22 protein-coding genes are annotated in these 18441 nt (G+C 70.4%); 12 read left to right on the top strand and 10 right to left on the bottom strand.

All coding sequences use genetic code 11. The features are described 5' to 3' along the window. Nucleotides 1-170 precede the first annotated feature (170 nt). Nucleotides 171-1772 carry a hypothetical protein gene (locus BM145_RS09905; RefSeq protein ID WP_245739243.1) on the top strand — a complete coding sequence of 534 codons (1602 nt, stop codon included), beginning with the start codon at nucleotides 171-173 and terminating at the stop codon, nucleotides 1770-1772. Here BM145_RS09905 and BM145_RS09910 read toward each other — a convergent pair. The 4 genes from BM145_RS09910 to BM145_RS09925 all read right to left on the bottom strand — a co-directional run bounded on the left by BM145_RS09910 (nucleotide 1736) and on the right by BM145_RS09925 (nucleotide 4406). Beyond that, a complete protein-coding gene (locus BM145_RS09910) occupies nucleotides 1736-2866 on the bottom strand; it encodes a GNAT family N-acetyltransferase (RefSeq protein ID WP_093333491.1) in 1131 nt (376 codons plus the stop codon). The two genes, BM145_RS09905 and BM145_RS09910, sit on opposite strands and share 37 nt — an antisense overlap. 141 nt (nucleotides 2867-3007) lie before the next feature. Further along, nucleotides 3008-3484, bottom strand: coding sequence for a RidA family protein (locus BM145_RS09915; RefSeq protein WP_093333635.1), 477 nt, complete (start codon nucleotides 3482-3484; stop codon nucleotides 3008-3010). A gap of 32 nt (nucleotides 3485-3516) precedes the next feature. Then, nucleotides 3517-4140 (bottom strand): HAD family hydrolase, encoded by a 624-nt coding sequence (locus BM145_RS09920; RefSeq protein WP_177200167.1) that lies wholly within the window; start codon nucleotides 4138-4140, stop codon nucleotides 3517-3519. Continuing rightward, nucleotides 4137-4406: a DUF3572 family protein gene (locus BM145_RS09925; RefSeq protein WP_093333493.1), complete on the bottom strand. Its 270-nt coding sequence runs from the start codon at nucleotides 4404-4406 to the stop codon at nucleotides 4137-4139. The genes BM145_RS09920 and BM145_RS09925 overlap by 4 nt, the downstream gene beginning before the upstream one ends. Nucleotides 4407-4448: 42 nt before the next feature. On the opposite strand from BM145_RS09925, the gene BM145_RS09930 reads away from it, so the two are divergent. Further along, entirely contained in the window at nucleotides 4449-4811 is a 363-nt protein-coding gene (locus tag BM145_RS09930) for a response regulator (RefSeq protein WP_093333494.1), read from the top strand. A 253-nt stretch (nucleotides 4812-5064) separates the two neighbouring features. On the opposite strand, the gene rpmG is transcribed toward BM145_RS09930, so the two are convergent. After that, nucleotides 5065-5232 carry a 50S ribosomal protein L33 gene (rpmG, locus tag BM145_RS09935; RefSeq protein ID WP_093333495.1) on the bottom strand — a complete coding sequence of 56 codons (168 nt, stop codon included), beginning with the start codon at nucleotides 5230-5232 and terminating at the stop codon, nucleotides 5065-5067. Nucleotides 5233-5249: 17 nt separating this feature from the next. On the opposite strand from rpmG, the gene BM145_RS09940 reads away from it, so the two are divergent. The 4 genes from BM145_RS09940 to BM145_RS09955 all read left to right on the top strand — a co-directional run bounded on the left by BM145_RS09940 (nucleotide 5250) and on the right by BM145_RS09955 (nucleotide 8182). Then, complete coding sequence (locus BM145_RS09940; protein WP_245739244.1) at nucleotides 5250-5717, top strand: hypothetical protein; 468 nt, start codon at nucleotides 5250-5252, stop codon at nucleotides 5715-5717. An 81-nt stretch (nucleotides 5718-5798) separates the two neighbouring features. Continuing rightward, complete coding sequence (locus BM145_RS09945) at nucleotides 5799-6296, top strand: Dps family protein (protein WP_093333497.1); 498 nt, start codon at nucleotides 5799-5801, stop codon at nucleotides 6294-6296. A 25-nt stretch (nucleotides 6297-6321) separates the two neighbouring features. Continuing rightward, nucleotides 6322-6504 (top strand): DUF1328 family protein, encoded by a 183-nt coding sequence (locus BM145_RS09950; protein ID WP_093333498.1) that lies wholly within the window; start codon nucleotides 6322-6324, stop codon nucleotides 6502-6504. An 85-nt stretch (nucleotides 6505-6589) separates the two neighbouring features. Next, nucleotides 6590-8182, top strand: coding sequence for a cisplatin damage response ATP-dependent DNA ligase (locus BM145_RS09955; RefSeq protein WP_093333499.1), 1593 nt, complete (start codon nucleotides 6590-6592; stop codon nucleotides 8180-8182). 104 nt (nucleotides 8183-8286) lie between these two features. On the opposite strand, the gene BM145_RS09960 is transcribed toward BM145_RS09955, so the two are convergent. The 3 genes from BM145_RS09960 to BM145_RS16525 all read right to left on the bottom strand — a co-directional run bounded on the left by BM145_RS09960 (nucleotide 8287) and on the right by BM145_RS16525 (nucleotide 11058). Then, on the bottom strand, nucleotides 8287-9258 hold the full coding sequence (locus BM145_RS09960; protein ID WP_093333500.1) for a glutathione S-transferase family protein: 972 nt from the start codon (nucleotides 9256-9258) through the stop codon (nucleotides 8287-8289). Nucleotides 9259-9283: 25 nt separating this feature from the next. Then, entirely contained in the window at nucleotides 9284-10096 is an 813-nt protein-coding gene (locus tag BM145_RS09965; RefSeq protein ID WP_093333501.1) for a glutaminyl-peptide cyclotransferase, read from the bottom strand. A gap of 95 nt (nucleotides 10097-10191) precedes the next feature. Next, a complete protein-coding gene (locus tag BM145_RS16525; protein WP_093333502.1) occupies nucleotides 10192-11058 on the bottom strand; it encodes a cold-shock protein in 867 nt (288 codons plus the stop codon). A 271-nt stretch (nucleotides 11059-11329) separates the two neighbouring features. On the opposite strand from BM145_RS16525, the gene BM145_RS09975 reads away from it, so the two are divergent. The 6 genes from BM145_RS09975 (at nucleotide 11330) to BM145_RS10000 (ending at nucleotide 15985) form a co-directional block, all read left to right on the top strand. Then, complete coding sequence (locus BM145_RS09975; RefSeq protein ID WP_093333636.1) at nucleotides 11330-11950, top strand: ribonuclease D; 621 nt, start codon at nucleotides 11330-11332, stop codon at nucleotides 11948-11950. Continuing rightward, nucleotides 11943-12581, top strand: a complete 639-nt coding sequence (locus tag BM145_RS09980; protein ID WP_093333503.1) for an LPS export ABC transporter periplasmic protein LptC — start codon at nucleotides 11943-11945, stop codon at nucleotides 12579-12581. The genes BM145_RS09975 and BM145_RS09980 overlap by 8 nt, the downstream gene beginning before the upstream one ends. Before the next feature lie 5 nt (nucleotides 12582-12586). Beyond that, nucleotides 12587-13117: an LptA/OstA family protein gene (locus tag BM145_RS09985; RefSeq protein WP_093333504.1), complete on the top strand. Its 531-nt coding sequence runs from the start codon at nucleotides 12587-12589 to the stop codon at nucleotides 13115-13117. 82 nt (nucleotides 13118-13199) lie between these two features. Continuing rightward, complete coding sequence (gene lptB, locus BM145_RS09990) at nucleotides 13200-13976, top strand: LPS export ABC transporter ATP-binding protein (RefSeq protein WP_093333505.1); 777 nt, start codon at nucleotides 13200-13202, stop codon at nucleotides 13974-13976. A 117-nt stretch (nucleotides 13977-14093) separates the two neighbouring features. Next, complete coding sequence (gene rpoN / locus BM145_RS09995; RefSeq protein WP_093333506.1) at nucleotides 14094-15554, top strand: RNA polymerase factor sigma-54; 1461 nt, start codon at nucleotides 14094-14096, stop codon at nucleotides 15552-15554. A gap of 68 nt (nucleotides 15555-15622) precedes the next feature. Next, complete coding sequence (locus BM145_RS10000; protein ID WP_093333507.1) at nucleotides 15623-15985, top strand: STAS/SEC14 domain-containing protein; 363 nt, start codon at nucleotides 15623-15625, stop codon at nucleotides 15983-15985. 92 nt (nucleotides 15986-16077) lie between these two features. Here BM145_RS10000 and BM145_RS10005 read toward each other — a convergent pair whose 3' ends face one another. Then, complete coding sequence (locus BM145_RS10005) at nucleotides 16078-17718, bottom strand: S10 family peptidase (protein WP_093333637.1); 1641 nt, start codon at nucleotides 17716-17718, stop codon at nucleotides 16078-16080. Between the two features lie 14 nt (nucleotides 17719-17732). Next, the gene (locus BM145_RS10010) at nucleotides 17733-18389 is read right to left on the bottom strand and encodes an NADH-quinone oxidoreductase subunit E (protein ID WP_093333508.1); all 657 of its coding nucleotides are present in this window, start codon (nucleotides 18387-18389) and stop codon (nucleotides 17733-17735) included. Nucleotides 18390-18441 lie beyond the last annotated feature (52 nt).

Raw genomic sequence — 18441 nt, forward strand, 5'->3', positions numbered from 1 at the left:
CTCCCCTGGAAGGGGAGGTGGCAGCCGAAGGCTGACGGAGGGGTGTCGCCGCGGGTGATGAAGCGTGACGTTGCGAGCGGCGATACCCCTCCGGCGCTGCGCGCCACCTCCCCTTGCAGGGGAGGATTGTAACCTTGTCGCCCCTCTTTCCCCCGCCTAAGACCCTGTCCATGGGGGAAAAGCTGCACTGGTGGCAGACGCGGATGTTCGTGGCGGCGATGGCGTTCGCCGCGGCGGTGCCGCTGCTGTGGCCGGACATCCCGCCGCTGGTCGACCTGCCCGGCCATATGGGCCGGTACCGCGTCCAGCTTGCGATCGGCGACAATCCCTGGCTGAATCAATGGTATGACTTCCGCTGGTCGCTGATCGGCAATCTCGGCATCGATCTGCTCATCATCCCGCTGGCGCCGCTCGTCGGGCTGGAATGGGCGGTCAAGCTGATCGTCATCGCCATCCCCGTGCTGACCGTCACCGGGCTGTTGTGGATCGCGCGCGAGGTGCACGGGCGCATTCCGGCGACGGCGCTGTTCGCGCTGCCGCTCGCCTATAGCTACCCGTTCCAGTTCGGCTTCGTGAACTTCGCCCTGTCGCTGGCGCTGGCGCTCAACCTGTTCGCCTGGTGGCTGCGACTGGCGCGGCAGGGACGGCTGCGGTTCCGGGCGATCGTGTTCGTGCCGCTGTCCTGCGCGCTGTGGGTGTGCCACACCTTCGGCTGGGGCGTGCTGGGCGTGCTCGCCTTCTCCGCGGAGATGATCCGGCAGCACGACCGGCGGAAAGGCGAGCGCGCCGACGGCGGCGGGCGCCACTGGCTGGCGGCGTGGGTGCGCGCCGGGCTCGGCTGCCTGCCGCTGGCGCTGCCGATGATCCTGATGGTGGCGTGGCGATCGGGCGATCACGTGACGGGGCAGACCGCCGACTGGTTCAACTGGCGCGCCAAGATCAACTGGGTGCTGATGGTGCTGCGCGACCGGTGGATGGCGTGGGACATCGCCGGCGTGACGCTGCTGTTCGTGATCCTGCTGAAGGGCGTGCGCGACGACCGGATCGAATATTCGCGCAACCTGGGCCTGTCGGCGCTGTTCCTGGCGGCGGTGTACCTGGTGCTGCCGCGGATCGTGTTCGGCTCGGCCTACGCGGACATGCGGCTGGCGCCCTACGTGCTCGCCATCGCGCTGATCGCGCTACGCCCGCGGCGCGGGCTGTCGCTGCGCGGCAGCGCGACGATGGCGGCGCTGGGGCTGGCGTTCTTCGGCGCGCGGCTGGCGGGGACGACCGCGAGCTACTGGCTGTACGACCGCAGCTACGACGAGGCGCTGACCGCGCTGTCGGTGATCCCGGAGCGCGCGCGCGTGGTGTCGTTCGTCGGGCGGCGCTGCCGCGACGACTGGGCCTATTCCCGGCTGGAGCACGTGCCGGCGCTGCTGCTGGAGCGGCGGCTGGCCTATACCAACGACCAATGGTCGATGCCGGGCGCGCAGCAGCTGACCGCGCGCTACCGGGCGGCGCGCGGCTTCGCCCACGATCCGTCGCAGGTGGTGACCGACCGGCGCTGTCGCGGCGAGTGGTGGCGGCCGGTGAACATGGCACTGGCGCAGTTCCCGCGCACCGCCTTCGATTACGTGTGGCTGATCCGCCCCCCCGCCTACGACCCCGCGCTGACCCGCGGACTGACGCCGATCTGGCGCCGGGGGACCAGCGTGCTGTTCCGCGTCGACGACACGCCCGCGGGGCGGACTCAGCCCCTCCTGAACGGCGTCAGCTCGCCCAGATAGGCGGCGTCGGCGGCGATGCCCTCGCGCTCCGCGGCCAGGAAATCGGCGGCCGCGTGGCGGAAACCGGGATCGGGGATGTAGTGCGCCGACCAGGTGGGCACGGGCACGTAGCCGCGCGCCAGCTTGTGCTCGCCCTGTGCGCCCGCCTCGACGCGGGGCAGGCCCCGCGCGATCGCCGCGTCGATCGCCTGGTAGTAGCAGAGCTCGAAATGGAGGAACGGCACCTCCTCCGTACAGCCCCAGTAGCGGCCGTAGAGCGCGTCGTCGCCGATCAGGTTGAGCGCCCCCGCCACGGCCACGCCGTCGCGTTCCGCCAGGATCAGGAGCACGCGATCGCCGAGCGCCTGGCCGAGCAGCGGGAAGAAGCCGCGGGTGAGATAAGGGCGGCCCCATTTGCGGCTGCCGGTGTCCTGGTAGAAGGTCCAGAACGCGTCCCAGTGCCGCGGCTCGATCTCGCCGCCCGACAGGTGACGGATCGTCAGCCCCTCCACCGCGGCGGCGCGCTCCTTGCGGATGTTCTTGCGCTTGCGGCTCGACAGCTGGCCAAGAAAATCGTCGAAGGTGGCGTAGCCCTGGTTGAGCCAGTGGAACTGCGTACCCTGCCGGATCAGCCAGCCGGCCGCCTCGAACAGCGGCAGCTGATCGTCGCGCACGAAGGTGGCGTGGCCGGAGGACAGGCCGTTGCCGTCGACCACCGCCTCCAGCGCGCCGATCAGCGCGGGCGCCAGCGCCGCGTCGCGGAGCAGCAGGCGCGGGCCGGGCACGGGGGAGAAGGGCGCCGCGACCTGGAGCTTGGGATAATAGGCGCCGCCCGCCCGCTGCCACGCGTCGGCCCAGCCGTGATCGAACACGTACTCGCCCTGGCTGTGCGCCTTGGCATAGGCGGGGGCGACGGCGGCGGGGCGGCCGTCGGCATCGTCGATCACGATCGGCAGCGGCTGCCAGCCGGAATGACCGCCGACGCTGCCCGATTCCTCCAGCGCGGCGAGGAAGGCGTGGCCGACGAAGGGATTGGCCGAGCCGGCGCACGCGTCCCAGTCGGCAGCGGCGATCTGGCGGACGCCGTCGACTAGGCGGGCGGTGATGCTGGTCATGTCGGGCCGATGTAGGGCGTGGGACGCCTCATCCAAGCCACTCCGTCACGCCGGGCTCGTCCCGGCGTCCAGGGCCAAGCAGCGCTGCCGCTCGTAACCCTGGATGCCGGGACGAGCCCGGCATGACGGCATGGGGCGGCCTCAGCCCGGCAACGGCTCGCCGAGTTCCACCACCGCGTCGACCTCGACCGCGGCGCCGAGCGGCAGGACGGGGACGCCCACGGCGGAGCGGGCGTGGCGACCGGCATCGCCGAACAGCGCCACCATCAGTTCCGACGCGCCGTTGGCGACCTTGGGCTGGTCGGTGAAGTCGGCTGCCGAGTTGACGAACACGCCGAGCTTCACGATCCGGCGCACGCGGGCGAGATCGCCGAGATGCTTCTTCAACTGCGCGACGATCATCAGGCCGCACAGCCGCGCCGCCTCCTGGCCGTCCTCCAGCGACACGCCGTCGCCCAGGCGGCCGGTGACGAGCTGGCCGTCCTTGAACGGCAGCTGGCCCGACAGGTGGACGAGGCCGTTCGCCTCGACCAGGGGCACGTAGGCGGCGACGGGGGCGGCGGCCTCCGGCAGGGTGAGGCCGAGCTCTTCGAGCTTGCGATCGATATGCGTGGTCATGGCGGCGGGGTTGCCCGCGCGGGCGGCGAGGGTCAAGCCTCGGCGGCTGTACCCGCGGCGAAGCGGGCTGCGATCCAGCCTTCCGCCTCGCGCCAGTCGTCGATCCGCGCGTGGGCGGCGGGGGCGGCCGGCATGGCGGCGGCGAGCGTCTCGTCCGACACCATGTGGAGGCGGTGGACGCCCGGTGCGTGGCGCGCCACCGAGTCGTGGTGGACGGCGAGGTCGTCGACGAACACCGTCACCGGATCGCCGTGCTCCGCCACCAAGGCGGCGACCGGGCCGCCCTTGCCGCCCTGGTTGGTGACCACGCGGTGATGGATGCCGAACGCCGCGAGCTGATCGACCCGCGCCTGGTTGCAGCCATCGGTCAGGTTGGTGAGGACGACGATGTCGGCTTGGCCGGCAAGGGAGGCGAGCGCCTCCGCGGCGTGGGGAACCAGCGTCTGCCGCGCCATCTCGGCCGGAAAGAAGCCGCCGAGCAGCTCCCACATCCGCTCGCGCTCCAGCGCCACGCCGTCACGGCGGCGGATGCTGGTGGCGAAGTCGCCCGCGCCGATCTCGAAATCGATCTGGTGCGCCTCGTCCAGCCAGGTGCGGAAATGACGCACCATGTGGAGCAGCACCTCGTCGCAGTCGGTGATGAGGAGCGGCCTCACCATGGCTCGCCCCCATCCAGCGCGCGGCGCGCGGCGACCAGCGCCTCCGGCGGAACGCCCAGATCGGCGGCGCAGGCGACGAGGTCGGGCTCGTGATTTTCCAGAAAGCCGAGCGCGGCGCCCAGCACGGCGGGCTCGTCCAGCCGGGCGCGAAGATCGTCGGGGAACAGGCCGGTAGTGTCGATCAGCCGCTGCGCGCGGTCCTCGTCGGCGAGTGTCCAGGCGAGCGCCTGGAGGGCCAGGGCGTCGGCATTTGTATCGGGCAAGCGCTTGGCCTAATCGTTGGGCAAGGAAGGATACCCCCGGGCGTGGCGAAAAAGGTGCTCGTTGTCGAGGACAACGAACTCAATCTGAAGCTCTTCTGCGACCTGCTGCGCGCGCACGGCTGGATGGCGGAGCCGGTCCGCGACGGGCGCGAAGCGGTGGCGCGCGCCGCCGACGTGCTGCCCGACCTGATTGTAATGGACATCCAGATGCCGCACGTGACCGGGTACGAGCTGATCCTGGCGCTGAAGGCGGACGAGGCGTTGCGCCACATCCCGGTGATGGCGGTGACCGCCTATGCCGGGCGCGAGGACGAGGAACGCATCCGCGCGGCGGGGGCGGACGCCTATGTGTCGAAGCCGATCAGCCTGGCGCGGTTCATGGGAGCGGTGAACGATCTGGCGTGAGGGCGTGAGCGCAGGCGGCTTGGCGTAGCAAGCACGCCGGTGCGCGGGCAAAACCGCGCAGCGCCACGCCCGGACGGCGGACGGGCCGCAGGCCCGATCCGGTCGACGGCGGCGGCTTTGCCGTCGCGGGCTCGTTGTGGAGCTAGAGAAGAAGGGGCGCCGCGGCGAAGCCGCGTCGTCGGACGGGGCGGTGCCCCGCCGGCCGAGCTCGCGTCGAGACGCGGATCAGCCTCGCTGATCCGCTACGCGAGCCTTACTTGATCTTCGCTTCCTTGAACTCGACGTGCTTGCGCGCGACGGGATCGTACTTCTTGAAGCTCAGCTTCTCCGTCTTGGTACGCGGGTTCTTTTTGGTGACGTAGAAGAAGCCGGTGTCCGCGGAGCTGACGAGCTTGATCTTGACGGTGGTCGGCTTGGCCATGAGCCCTGTTCCTGCAAATGAAAGAGAGCGGCACGCCTCGCAGCGACCGCTCGATCAGCCGCGGCGCATGGCGGAAGGCGGCGGCCAAGTCAACCGCTTCGGCCGTTTCACCGGGCGTTAACCATGTCGGGCGCAACCTGCACCCGGCAGGGGAGGACGGCATGGCGGAGGCGGGGATGGACATCGCGGCGATCAAGGCGGACCTGGCGGCGCGGATCGCCGCGCTGGACGTGCGGGCACCCTATGCGCGGGCATGCGAACTCGCGCCGGACATCGACGCGATCCGCGTCATCGCGCATCGCAGCGGCCTCAACCCGGCGGTGACGGTGGCGCATTTCCTCGACTCGGCGCTGTCGCGCGGCGAGCACGGCATGCTGATCCACGGCTGGCTGTCGCTGCTCGGCGATGCGGTCGCGTGCGAGCGGCAGGACGTGGCGGCCTGCGACACCTTCGCCGCCGCCTGCTCGGTCCGCCTCGCCGGTTGAGACCGTGGTTTGCGGCGAGGGTGGGAGCGAATTACCCGCCGGTCCGTTACGCAGGCGATCCACCCGCAACCGGAGCCGCTCGTGACCGATACGCCCGCCCCGCTCGAGACGCCGAGCGACCTCAACCACAACGACACCCGGACGGTCGCCGACGCGCTGAACGTCGCGCTGGCCGATTGCTACGCCATCTATCTCAAGACCAAGAACTTCCACTGGCACGTGTCGGGGCCGCATTTCCGCGACTATCACCTGCTGCTCGACGACCAGGCGACGCAGATCCTGGGCGTGACCGACGCGATCGCGGAGCGCGTGCGCAAGACGGGCAACACCACGCTGCGCTCGATCGGCGACGTGGCGCGTCGCCAGCAGGTCGTCGACAACGACCGCGACTTCGTGCCGCCGCACGAGATGCTGGCCGAGTTGCGCGAGGACAATCTGAAGCTAGTCGAGACGCTGCGCCACGCGCGCGAGCGTGCCGAGGCGGTGAAGGATACCGCGACCTCGTCGATCGCCGACGACTGGATCGACCAGGCCGAGGAACGCGCCTGGTTCCTGTTCGAGGCCAGCCGCAAGGTCTGATCTGCCCATTCAAGGAGAAACCGTGATGCTGAAACTCGCCGTCATCTTTCTTATCGTCGGCCTGGTGCTCGGCGGTCTCGGCTTCGGTGGGATCGGCGGCGCGTTCGTCGGCATCGCCAAGATCCTGTTCTTCATCGCGCTGGCGCTGTTCGTGATCTTCCTGGTGCTGGGCCTGGTCGCCGGCAAGAAGGTCAAGGATACGCTCTGACGCGTGAACCAGCGGTCACCGCTCGGGCCCGGCACTTGCTCCCGCCTGATGGGAGCGAGTGGCGGGTGCCGAGCGTTGCCCCACCATGCACGCCTTTGCCGCGCTTCTCGACTCACTGATCTACACGCGCGGCCGCAACGCCAAGTTGAAGCTGGTCGCCGATTATCTGCGTGTCACGCCCGATCCCGACCGCGGCTGGGCGATGGCCGCGCTGACCGAGGACCTCGACCTGCCGGGGGTCAAGCCGGCGCTGATCCGCGCGCTGATCGAGGAGCGGGTCGACCCGGTGCTGTTCCGCATGAGCCGCGATTACGTCGGCGATACGGCGGAGACGGTGGCGCTGCTCTGGCCCGCGCCGACTGTGCCTGTCGACCCGGCGCCGCTCAGCGTCGCCGACGCGGTCGACCGGCTGCGGCACCTCTCGCGCGCGGACGCGCCGGCGGAGCTGGCGCGGCTGCTCGACCGGCTCGACGCGGAGGAGCGGTTCGCGCTGCTCAAGATGGCGACGGGAAGCTTGCGGATCGGCGTGTCCGCGCGGCTCGCCAAACAGGCGCTGGCCGACGCCTTCGGGCTGGATGTCGAGCGGGTGGAGGAGCTGTGGCACGGGCTGTCGCCGCCCTATGCCGCGCTGTTCGAGTGGATCGAGGGCAGGGCGCCCGAGCCGACGGTGGACGACGTGCCGGTGTTCCGCCCCTTCATGCTGGCGCACGGGCTGGAGGACGCGCGCGTCGACCTGGGCGAGTATGCGGCGGAGTGGAAATGGGACGGCATCCGCGTCCAGATCGTCCACGTGGCCGGGCAGACCCGCCTCTACAGCCGCACCGGCGACGACGTGACCGGCAGCTTCCCCGACGTCGCCGCCGCCTTCTCGACGCCGGGCGTGGTCGACGGCGAGCTGATGGTGAAGGGCGAGTTCCAGGGCGGCGCCTTGGATGAAGGAGGGGGCGCGGCGAGCTTCAACGCGCTGCAGCAGCGGCTCGGCCGCAAGGTCGTCTCGGCCAAGATGCTGGCCGACTATCCCGCCTTTGTGCGGCTCTACGACATTCTGGTCGATGGCACCGAGGACGTGCGCGCGCTGCCCTGGACCGAGCGGCGGGTGCGGCTGGAGGCGTTCGTGCCGCGGCTCGATCCCGACCGGTTCGACCTGTCGCGGGTGATCGAGGCGGAGGATTTCACCGCGCTGGAGGCGATCCGCGCCGGCGCGCGCGACGCGGCGATCGAAGGGGTGATGCTCAAGCGCCGCGACTCGCCCTATGTCGGCGGACGCAAGGCGGGGTTGTGGTACAAGTGGAAGCGTGAGCCGCTGACCGCCGACTGCGTGATGATGTACGCGCAGCGCGGCAACGGGCGGCGATCGAGCTATTACAGCGATTATACCTTCGGCTGCTGGACCGAGGAGGGCGAGCTCACCCCCGTCGGCAAGGCGTATCAGGGGATCACCGACGAGGAACTGCGCCAGCTCGACCGATACGTGCGCGGGCACACGCTGGCGCGGTTCGGGCCGGTGCGCGAGGTGGAGAAGACGCTGGTGCTGGAGATCGCGTTCGATTCGATCCACCTGTCCGGACGGCACAAATCGGGGGTGGCGATGCGGTTTCCCCGTATCCTGCGGATCAGGACCGACAAGCCGGCGGAAGAGGCGGACCGGCTGGAGACGTTGAAGCGGCTGGTGACGTAGGGCTTGTCCGTCATGCCGGGCTGGTCCCGGCATCCAGAGCCGCGGGCGATGGCACTGCTTGGCCCTGGACCCCGGCACAGGGCCGGGGTGACGGCGTGGAGCGGCTACCCGCCCCTTACCTTGTGCGCCCAAGGCAGCGCCGGCCCGACGGGCACGATGCCCGAGGGGTTCAGGTCGCGGTGGCTGGCGTAGTAATGCGTCTTGATGTGGTCGAGATGGACCGTGTCGGCGATCGCGGGATCAGCGAGGAAGCGTTCCAGATAGGCCTCCAGCGCGGGATAATCGGCGATGCGGCGGACGTTGCATTTGAAATGGCCGACATAGACCGGGTCGAAGCGGACCAGCGTGGTGAACAGGCGGATGTCCGCCTCCGTCATCGCGTCGCCGACCAGCCAGTCGCGGGTGGACAGGCGTTCTTCCAGCTCGTCGAGTGTTTCGAACAGCGGGCCGACCGCGGCCTCGTACGCGGCCTGCGTGGTCGCGAAGCCGGCCTTGTAGACGCCGTTGTTGACGGTGTCGTAGATGCGCGCGTTGACCGCGTCGATCTCGTCGCGATGCACCGCGGGATAGAGATCGAGCGGGCGGGCGCCGAGCGCGTCCCAGGCGGTGCCGAGCATGCGGATGATCTCGGCCGATTCGTTGCTGACGATATCGTCCCGCTCGCGGTCCCATAGCACGGGAACGGTGACCTTGCCGGTATAGCCCTGCCGCGCCCGCGCGTAGAGTTGCCACAGATAATCGCTGCCGTGGAGCGGATCGCCGGTGCCGCCGCGCGCCGTGTCGAAGGTCCAGCCATGGTCGAGCATGACGGGATCGACGACCGACACGCCGATCGCCTCCTCCAGCCCTTTCAACGCGCGGCCGATCAGCGTGCGGTGCGCCCACGGGCAGGCATAGCTGACGTACAGATGGTAGCGGCCGTTCGCGGCGGGGCGGCCGGGCTGGCCGTTGGGTCCGGCATCGCCGTCCGCCGTGATCCACTCGCGAAAGCCCGCATCCTGCCGCTTGAACGCGCCACCGGCGGCGTCCTCCGTCACCTTGCCCGCGTGCCAGACGCCGTCGATCATCTTGCCCATGGCGGGCAGTACGCGCGGGACCGGGTCAGCGATCCAGCTTGATCTCGAACATCGTCGGCCACAGCTTGCCGGTGACGAACAGGCGCCGCGTCGCGGGATCGAAGGCGATGCCGTTGGCGACCGCTTCTGGATCGGTGGCGGCGACCTCGGCGACGAGCGGGCGCAGGTCGATCAGCTGCGTCACCCGGCCGGTGGCGGTGTCGATGCGAACCAGGAACGGCTGGTGCCAGACATTGGCGAGGAGCGAATCGCCGACCCATTCCAGCTCGTTGATCTGGTCGAGCGGCTTGCCGGCAAAGGTGACGGTGACGCGCCCCTGTTCGCGCAAGGATTTGGGATCGAGGAAGCGCAGCGTCGCGCTGCCGTCCGAGTGGATCAACCGCTTGCCGTCGCTCGCCAGGCCCCAGCCTTCGCCGGCGAAGCGCGACATGCCCGTGGCTCTCAGCGTGCGCGCGTCCCAGCGATGGGCGATCCCGTCATGCCAGGTCAGGCTGATGAGCTCGCGGCCCCAGGCGGCCAGCCCCTCGCCGAATTGCGTCGGCGGGATCGTCGCGCGCCGCTCGACCTTGCCGTCGGCGAGTCGGACGCGGCGGACGTCGGACTGTCCCTCGCGGCCGACGCTCTCGTACAGCGCGCCGTCATGCCAGATCAGCCCCTCGGTGAAGGCAGTCGGATCGTGCGGGGTGCGCGCGACCACGGTGACGCCGACCATCGGCGGGCGCGGCGCGGGGGCGGCCTGCACGGGTGAAGACGGGGCAGGGCGGGGCGCAGTCTGCGCGGGCAGGGCGGAGGCGGTGACGATCAGCGGCAGCAGCAGCGGGGGAAACAAGCGGGTCATCGGGCATACTCGCGAATGCAAACGGCCCGCCCGGCGAGGAGCCGGACGGGCCGCGTGACAGGTCGTCGCATCGGCCGGGGCCGACGCGCGGGCGACTACTCGCCCTGCGAGAGGTTGACCGCGGCGTACTTGCCGCGACGATCGACCTCGATCTCGAACTTCAGGCGGTCGCCCTCGTTGAGGTTCGACATGCCCGCGCGCTCGACCGCCGAGATGTGGACGAACGCGTCCGGCTGGCCGTCGTCGCGCTGGATGAAGCCGAAGCCCTTCATGGCGTTGAAGAACTTGACCGTGCCCGACGCCTGCTCGCCGGTCAGCTGACGCTGCGGCGCACCGCCGCGGTCGCCGCCGAAGCCGCCCTGGCGCGGGCCGCGATCGCCGCCGCCGAAACCGCCCTCGCGCGGCTCACGCGGGGGAGCGCGGTCGGTGACGGGCATCGGCTCGCCCTCGATCTTCAGCTCGGTGGCCGAGATGCGGCCGCCGCGGTCGACCAGGGTGAAGCCGAGCGGCTGACCCTCGGCCAGACCGGTCAGGCCGGCCTGCTCGACCGCGGAGATGTGCACGAACACGTCCTCGCCGCCGTCATCGCGGACCACGAAGCCGAAGCCCTTCTGCGCGTTGAAGAACTTGACCACGCCGGTGCCCTCGCCGACGACCTGGGGGGGCATGCCGCGGCCACCGCCGCCACCGCCGCCGAACCCACCGCCGCCGCCACCGAAGCCGCCGCCACCACCGCCGCGGTAACCACCGCCGCCGCCGCTACCGCCGCCGAAGCCGCCGCCACCACCGCCGAAGCGATCGCCGCCGCCGAAGCCGCCACCGCCGCCACCGAATCGGTCACCGCCGCCGAAGCCGCCGCCGCCGAAGCTGCTGCCGCCCCCGAAATCGTCGCCGCCGAACCCGTCGCGCTTGTCGCGACCACGTCCGCCGCGGTTGCCGCGGCCGCCTTTATCGAAACTCATAAGCCCTGTTCGTCTTCCCGGTCGCCCGTCAGATCCATTTCCAAACCCGAGCGCCCGGACGAGCAACGCGAGGTGTGTTCGGCGCGAAACCTTTTGCGCCTTGTCACGTCGCATAGCCGATCTCGTCAAGCGTCGCGAACGAATTCGTCGTCGATGCGGCAGTGTCGCGCAAGTTTTCGCGAGTCCTGTGAACCCGGGAACACGGAACGCCCGCGAAAAGAGGGTGCGCGCGCCCATTGAGCGCCCGCCAAGCAGCCGCTAGGGCATGACGATGACCGTCCACCTCCACCAGGAAGACATTCCCGCCGGCCTGTTCGCCGAGGGGGCCAGCATCGCCGTCGATACGGAGACGATGGGGCTCATCACCCCGCGCGACCGGCTGTGCGTGGTGCAGCTGTCCGACGGCGGACCCGACGAGCATCTGGTCCGATTCGACGCGGGCAGCGATTATGCCGCGCCCAACCTGAAGGCGCTGCTCGCCGATCCGGACCGCGAGAAGCTGTACCATTTCGGCCGATTCGATATCGCCGCGCTGCAATTCTATCTCGGCATCGTCGCGGCGCCCGCCTGGGACACCAAGATCGCGTCGCGACTGGTGCGCACCTACACCGATCGCCACGGGCTGAAGGAGCTGGTGCGCGAGCTGCTCGGCCAGGAACTGTCCAAGGCGCAGCAATCGTCCGACTGGGGCGCGGCGGAGCTGACCGACGCGCAGAAGGAATATGCCGCCTCCGACGTGCGCTACCTGCACCGGCTGCGCGCGGTGCTGGAGCCCAAGCTGGCGCGTGAGGGGCGGGCGGAGCTGGCGCGGGCCTGTTTCGACTTCCTGCCGCATCGCGCCGCGCTCGACCTGGCCGGCTGGCCGGAGATCGACGTGTTCGCCCATGCCTGACGCCGTCACCCGCACGCGGACGCCGCGCGAGCGCTGGGCCGCGCCCGGCAGCTCGCACGACCGGGTGGTCGCGGTGGCGCGCGTCGGCCTGCCGGTGGCGATCGGCGTGCTGGCCGCGTTCCTGGTGATGGCCCCGCTGACCGCCGGCGGCGACGTGTCGTTCGTGCTCGACAAGAACAAGGTCGAGGTCGCCCGGGAGCGGATGCGCATCCAGGCGGCTCAGTATCGCGGCCAGGATACCAAGGGACAGCCCTTCGTGCTCAACGCCGGATCGGCGGTGCAGCGCAGCTCGGCCGAGCCGATCGTCCAGCTCCGTCAGCTGTCGGCCGGCATCCGCCTGTCCGACGGCCCGGCCGAGCTGACCGCGCCGAGTGGCCGGTACGACATGGATACCGAGCAGGTCCGCGTCGATGGGCCGATCGCCTTCGAGGCGGCGGGCGGGTATCGACTCGACACCACCGATGCCGTGGTCGACCTACGCCGACGGAAGCTGGAGGGAACCGGTGCCGCCACCGGCACGGTGCCGCAGGGGACGTTCCGCGGCGACCGGCTGCGCGCCGACCTGGAAAGTCGCACGGTGACGCTGGACGGCAACGCCCGCTTGCGGATCGTGCCGCGAGGGGCGAGATAGCGTCGATGCGCGCCTCCCTGATCCCCCTGCTGATCGCCGTTGCCATTCCCGCCGGCGCGCAACAGCGGCACAACTCCAACGCGCCGATCGATTTCGGCGCGGACCATATCGAATTGCAGGATCGGGCGAACCGCGCCGTGCTGTCGGGCAGCGTGTCGGTCAAGCAGGCCGAGATGACGCTGAACGCCGCGCGGATGACGGTCGCCTATACGGGCCAGGTCGTCGGCGGCAATCCGCAGGTCTCGCGCCTCGACGCCAGCGGCGGCGTCACCGTGCGCCGGCCGGACCAGACGGCGCGGGGACAGTATGCGATCTACGACCTCAACCGCCGCGTCATCACCATGCTGGGCGCAGTGACGCTGACGCAAGGTAGCAACACGGTGAACGGCGGCCGGCTGACCATCAACCTGGACACGGGACGCGCGGTGATCGACGGATCGTCGGTGGCGGGCAGTTCGGGCGCGGCGGGCGGCGGTACGACGCAGAGCCGCGGCGGCCGCGTGACCGGCACCTTCTCGGTCCCGAACCGCAACTGACCCGCGGCCCGCCGCATCGGGGCTTGCCCCGGCGCGCGGGACATGCATGAACTCTGCCAACGCTTGAGGCACCGAACCGCCGATGGACGCGATCATTTCCCTCGACCAGCCGCGCCCGACCGCGGAGCCGCCGATGTCCGACGGCCTGCAGGTCGTGTCGATCGCCAAGTCGTACGACAAGCGCGTGGTGCTGACCGACGTGTCGGTCTCGGTCGGACGCGGCGAGGTGGTGGGGCTGCTCGGCCCCAACGGCGCGGGCAAGACGACCTGTTTCTACTCGGTTATGGGATTGGTGAAGCCCGATTCGGGCCGCATCATGCTCGACGGCGACGACATCACCGGGCTGCCGATGTACCGGCGCGCGATCCTGGGCCTGGGCTACCTGCCGCAGGAGACGTCGATCTTCCGCGGCCTGTCGATCGAGAAGAACATCCTGACCGTGCTGGAACTGTCGGAGCCGGACAAGGCCGAGCGGACGCGCAAGCTCGACCGGCTGCTCGACGAGTTCGGCCTGACGCGGCTGCGCGCCGCGCCCGCCATGGCCCTGTCGGGCGGCGAGCGGCGCCGGGCCGAGATCGCGCGCGCGCTGGCGGCGGAACCGTCGATCATGCTGCTCGACGAGCCGTTCGCGGGCATCGACCCGATCTCGATCGCCGACATTCGCGACTTGGTGAAGGACCTCAAGCGCCGCGACATCGGCGTGCTCATTACCGACCACAACGTCCGCGAGACGCTCGACATCGTCGACCGCGCCTACATCATCTACGACGGCCGCGTGCTCTTCTCGGGCAGCCCGGAGGAACTGGTCGCCGACGCCAACGTCCGCCGCCTGTACCTGGGCGAGACGTTCTCGCTGTAGAGCGATGGCGGTGCCTTTCTCCTCCGTCATGCCGGGCTGGTCCCGGCATCCAGAGCCAAGCAGCGCCGCCGCCCCTGATTCTGGATGCCGGGACGAGCCCGGCATGACGACTGCCCAATGAGCCTCGCCCCGCGTCTCGACCTGCGGCAGTCGCAGTCGCTGGTGATGACGCCGCAGTTGCAGCAGGCGATCAAGCTGCTGGCGCTGTCGAACCTGGAGGTCGAGGGCTTCATCGCCGAGGAGATCGAGCGCAATCCGCTGCTCGAGGCACCGCGCACCGCGGAGGTCGCGACGCCCGAGCGACCCGAGGCGGTGGAGCCCGCCGGTGCCGACGCGCTGGTGACGGGAGCCGCCAAGGCCGACCCGATCGACGTCGACTACGCCACCGAGAGCCACCAGCAGGACTCGGTCGCCGATGGCGGCGGCGGCTTCGACGGCGCGCTGATCCGCGGTACGGGGCCGGAGGACGGCACCGATTTCGACGCCTTCGCCAATCCCGACCTCAGCCTCGCCGACCATCTGATGGCGCAGGCGGGCATGGCGGTGGCGGGGGCGGACCTGTTCGTCGCGCAGCACCTGATCGACCAGATCGACGAGGCGGGGTACCTGACCGCCTCGCTGCGGGACGTCGCCGATCGCCTGGGGGTGCCGCTCGCGCGGGTCGAGGCGGTGCTCGCCACGATCCAGACGTTCGACCCGACCGGCGTCGGCGCGCGCGACCTGGCCGAGTGCCTGGCGCTCCAGGCCAAGGAGGCAGACCGCCACGATCCGTGCATGGAGCGGCTGCTCGCGAACCTCGACCTGCTCGCGCGGGGCGAGCGGACGCGGCTCAAGCGGATCTGCGGGGTCGACGACGAGGATCTGGCCGACATGATCCGCGAGCTGCGCGGCTACGATCCCAAGCCCGGCTGCCGCTACGGCGGCGAGCCGACGCTGGCGGTGGTGCCCGACCTGTTCGTGCGCGAGGGGCGGGAGGGCTGGGTGATCGAGCTCAACACGGCGACGCTGCCGCGCGTGCTGGTCAACCGCCGCTACCACGCGCAGCTGGCGCACGGTGCCACCGACAAGGCGGGCAAGGCGTGGCTGGCCGACAATCTCGCCAGCGCCAACTGGCTGGTCAAGGCGCTCGACCAGCGCCAGCGGACGATCGTCAAGGTCGCGACCGAGCTGGTCAAGCAGCAGGAGGCGTTCTTCGGCCACGGCGTGTCGCACCTGAAACCGCTGACGCTCGCGCGCGTCGCCGAGGCGATCGAGATGCACGAATCGACCGTCAGCCGGGTGACGAGCAACAAATACCTGTCCTGCGCGCGCGGGCTGTTCGAGCTGAAATACTTCTTCACCTCGGCGATCCAGGCGGCCGACGGCGGCGATGCGGCGTCGTCGGAGGCGGTGAAGAGCGCCCTGAAGGCGCTGATCGCGGGCGAGGGCGCCAAGATCCTGTCGGACGACACGCTGGTCGAGCTGCTCCAGGCCAAGGGCTTCGACATCGCCCGCCGCACCGTCGCCAAGTACCGCGAGGCGATGGGCATCGGCAGCTCGGTGCAGCGCCGCCGGGCGCGGGCGCTGGAGGGCGCCTGACCGGCCACGCGCCTTCACCCGATCTGAACCATTGCGGGTCATTCCCGCGGGCAGGGGAGGGTGTCGCGATGTACAGTGTGAAGGTCGATCTGGCACGGGGCATGTTCGAGACCAGCATCTCGGGCTTCTGGACGCTGGCGGACGTCGAGGCGTTCGGGCGCGAGGCGAACGCCGCCGCGGCGCGGATCGCCGCCACCGGACGCGCACCCGTCTCCTTATGCGATTACACCAACGCCGCGATCCAGAGCCAGGAGGTGATCGCCGCGTTCCAGCGCATGATGGAGAATCCGACCACCCGTTCGCACCGCATCGCCATGTACACCAGCGGGGTCATGGCGCGGATGCAGGCGACGCGCGCGACCGCGAGTCGTGAGGAGGTGCGCTTCTTCACCGATCGCGTCGAGGCGGAACGCTGGTTGTTCGCGTCCTGACCGTGCCCCGGCGAAGGCGGGGATCTCTTGCCGCTCCTCGCCGCGGGGAATTTCAGCCTTCGCCGGAGTGACGTAGCGCCTCGCCCCTCCCGTCAGTTCGGCGTGTCCCCTGCCGGGATCGCCGCGCTGGACGAAGGCGGCACCGGCGGCGTGGCGGAGCGCGCGTCGCTCACCGCCTCGTCGTACCAGGCCGCCAAGTCGGTCTTCATCTGGCGCAGCGCGTCCGGGTTCAGGTACGTCATGTGTCCCGCCGGATAGTAGGTGAAGCGCAGGTTGGCCTGTTGCGCGCGCGGCAGCATCATGTGTCCCAGATCGTTCTCCGTGCCGAAGAACGGCGTCGCCATGTCGTAATAGCCGTTCATCGACAGCACCTTGAGGTACGGGTTCGCGCGCATCGCGGCGGCGAGGTCGATGGCGGTGTTGGGATTGTTCTGGCCCTGGCCGGAGCCCGGCGCATCGTGCTTCCAGTTCCACGTCCAGCCTGCCGCATCGCGCGCCGACAGCCGGTACGGCAGTTCGGTGCGATAGCCGAGCGTGGTCGTCAGATAGTCGTGGAACGAGGCGATGTACGCGCCCGAGATCGCGTCGGACGAGGCGTCGGTCTCCGGTCGCTCGCCCGCCGCATCGGCGTCGGTGCCGGTGTAGCGCGAATCGAAGCGGCCCACCGTCTGCGCGGTGCCGCGCAGCAGCTCCTTCTGGAAGCGCGGCAGGTCGACGCGCAGGTTGGCGCGCTTGATGAAGTCGGGCGACAGGCCGGTCAGCCGGCTCATCTGCGCCGCCACCTGGTCGCGCTCGGCGTCCGGGATGTTCTGCCCCTTGGCGAGCGCCGACATGTACGGGCCGACCGCGAAGGCGCGCGCCTGCGCCACCACGGTGGCCACGTCGGCGGGACGGTCGGCCAGCCGATTGTGGTACCAGGCGGTCGCCGCGTAGCTCGGCAGGTAGTTGAGGTAGACCTGGTCGAGCCCGGGCTGGCGATAGCCGTAGTTCATGATGCTCGACAGCAGCACCACGCCGTTCAGCGCCATGCCGCGCTCCTGCAACTGATAGGCGAGCGCGCCGGAGCGGAGCGTGCCGTAGCTCTCGCCGAGCAGGAATTTGGGGCTCATCCAGCGGCCGAACTTGGTGACGTAGCGGATGATGCCCTTGGCAAAAGCGTCCGCGTCCTCGTCCGTGCCGTAGAAGGCGGCGGGCCGCATGTCGCCGAGCGGCCGGGAATAGCCGGTGCCGATCGCGTCCAGGAAGACCAGGTCGGTCTTGTCGAGCAGCGAATAGGGATTGGGCGCGACGTCGTACGGTGCGGGGCGGATGAATTCCGGACTGGTCGTCTGGATGCGGACCGGCGCGAAGCTGCCCATGCGCAGCCAGAAGGACGGCGATCCGGGCCCGCCATTGTAGAGAAAGGTCACCGGACGCTTGGTGCCCGGCCTGACGCCGTCGAGCGTGTAGGCGGTGTAGAACATCGACGCGGTCGGCTTGCCCTCGATGTCGCGCAGCGTGAGCGTGCCGGCCGAGGCGGTGTAGCCGTAGCGGCGGCCGGCGATCGTCACCGCATCGCGATGCTTCGTCTCCGCTTCCGCCACCGGCGCGTTGGCGTAGGCGGCCTCGGCCTCGTCCTTCAGCTTGTCGGCGTTGGACTGGACGACCGACTTGTCGCCTTTGCCTTGCGCCAGGAGGGGGGCGGGCGAGAGGCCGGTCGCGACGAGCGCGAGGGCGATGATCCTGCTGGTCATGATGGTGTCCACGGTCAGAGTTTGCCGAACGCCGCCTCGAACCCGGCGCGGTCGCCCGCGGCGAGGAAGCGTGCCTGCTCGATCCAGCGATCGCGCGCCATGCGGCCGCGGAACGCGCCCAGCTCGGCGTCGAGCGCCGCCGCCTCCGCCTCGGTCAGCGCAGCGATCTGGCCGACGCGGGTGATGCCGTGCGCCGCCAGCGCCGCCGACACCTTGGGGCCGAGGCCCTTGAGCAGCGTCACCGGTTGGTCGCCCGGCGCGTCGCCGGCGGCCGGGGTGGGAGAAGGAGACGGCTCGGGCGGCGACGCCTCGCTCGCGGGGCTCGCGTCCAGCGGCGCCGCGGCGGCGATCGGCTCGTCGGCGAGCGGCATCGGCGCGGCGGGCGGTACGATGGCCTCCTCGCGCGGCGGCGGGGGCGGCGGCGAAGCGGCCGGCTCGGGCACCCGCCGCGGCTCGGCAGAGGGTACGGGCACGCCCGCCTGCTCGGCGTTGCGCGTCATCTCGTGCTCCGCCCGCCCGCGCGCCCGCTTGCGGCGGATGCCGACCAGGATGATTGCGATCGCGGCGATCGCCACCAGCGCGACGATGACGAGATGGACGGCGGTGAGCGTGCCGATGCCGTCGGGAAGCAGGCTGGCGCCGGACTGCGAAACTGCGCTGGTGTCGTTCATGCCGTCAGCCTAGCGCCGGCGGGGAAGCGGGGCGAGCCCTGATCGCGCGCTT

It is taken from the genome of Sphingomonas rubra (assembly GCF_900115745.1).
GTDB lineage: Bacteria > Pseudomonadota > Alphaproteobacteria > Sphingomonadales > Sphingomonadaceae > Sphingomonas > Sphingomonas rubra.

Excerpts from the sequence above, each read along its gene's own strand:
- rpoN (WP_093333506.1), top strand. The coding sequence starts at position 14,094 with ATGAGCCTCGCCCCGCGTCTCGACCTGCGGCAGTCGCAGTCGCTGGTG.
- BM145_RS09985 (WP_093333504.1), top strand. The coding sequence starts at position 12,587 with ATGCGCGCCTCCCTGATCCCCCTGCTGATCGCCGTTGCCATTCCCGCC.
- BM145_RS10005 (WP_093333637.1), bottom strand. The coding sequence starts at position 17,718 with ATGACCAGCAGGATCATCGCCCTCGCGCTCGTCGCGACCGGCCTCTCG.
- BM145_RS09950 (WP_093333498.1), top strand. The coding sequence starts at position 6,322 with ATGCTGAAACTCGCCGTCATCTTTCTTATCGTCGGCCTGGTGCTCGGC.
- BM145_RS10000 (WP_093333507.1), top strand. The coding sequence starts at position 15,623 with ATGTACAGTGTGAAGGTCGATCTGGCACGGGGCATGTTCGAGACCAGC.
- BM145_RS09980 (WP_093333503.1), top strand. The coding sequence starts at position 11,943 with ATGCCTGACGCCGTCACCCGCACGCGGACGCCGCGCGAGCGCTGGGCC.
- BM145_RS09975 (WP_093333636.1), top strand. The coding sequence starts at position 11,330 with ATGACCGTCCACCTCCACCAGGAAGACATTCCCGCCGGCCTGTTCGCC.
- BM145_RS09915 (WP_093333635.1), bottom strand. The coding sequence starts at position 3,484 with ATGACCACGCATATCGATCGCAAGCTCGAAGAGCTCGGCCTCACCCTG.
- BM145_RS09955 (WP_093333499.1), top strand. The coding sequence starts at position 6,590 with ATGCACGCCTTTGCCGCGCTTCTCGACTCACTGATCTACACGCGCGGC.
- BM145_RS09905 (WP_245739243.1), top strand. The coding sequence starts at position 171 with ATGGGGGAAAAGCTGCACTGGTGGCAGACGCGGATGTTCGTGGCGGCG.
- lptB (WP_093333505.1), top strand. The coding sequence starts at position 13,200 with ATGGACGCGATCATTTCCCTCGACCAGCCGCGCCCGACCGCGGAGCCG.
- rpmG (WP_093333495.1), bottom strand. The coding sequence starts at position 5,232 with ATGGCCAAGCCGACCACCGTCAAGATCAAGCTCGTCAGCTCCGCGGAC.
- BM145_RS09965 (WP_093333501.1), bottom strand. The coding sequence starts at position 10,096 with ATGACCCGCTTGTTTCCCCCGCTGCTGCTGCCGCTGATCGTCACCGCC.
- BM145_RS09910 (WP_093333491.1), bottom strand. The coding sequence starts at position 2,866 with ATGACCAGCATCACCGCCCGCCTAGTCGACGGCGTCCGCCAGATCGCC.
- BM145_RS09940 (WP_245739244.1), top strand. The coding sequence starts at position 5,250 with ATGAAAGAGAGCGGCACGCCTCGCAGCGACCGCTCGATCAGCCGCGGC.
- BM145_RS09960 (WP_093333500.1), bottom strand. The coding sequence starts at position 9,258 with ATGGGCAAGATGATCGACGGCGTCTGGCACGCGGGCAAGGTGACGGAG.
- BM145_RS16525 (WP_093333502.1), bottom strand. The coding sequence starts at position 11,058 with ATGAGTTTCGATAAAGGCGGCCGCGGCAACCGCGGCGGACGTGGTCGC.
- BM145_RS10010 (WP_093333508.1), bottom strand. The coding sequence starts at position 18,389 with ATGAACGACACCAGCGCAGTTTCGCAGTCCGGCGCCAGCCTGCTTCCC.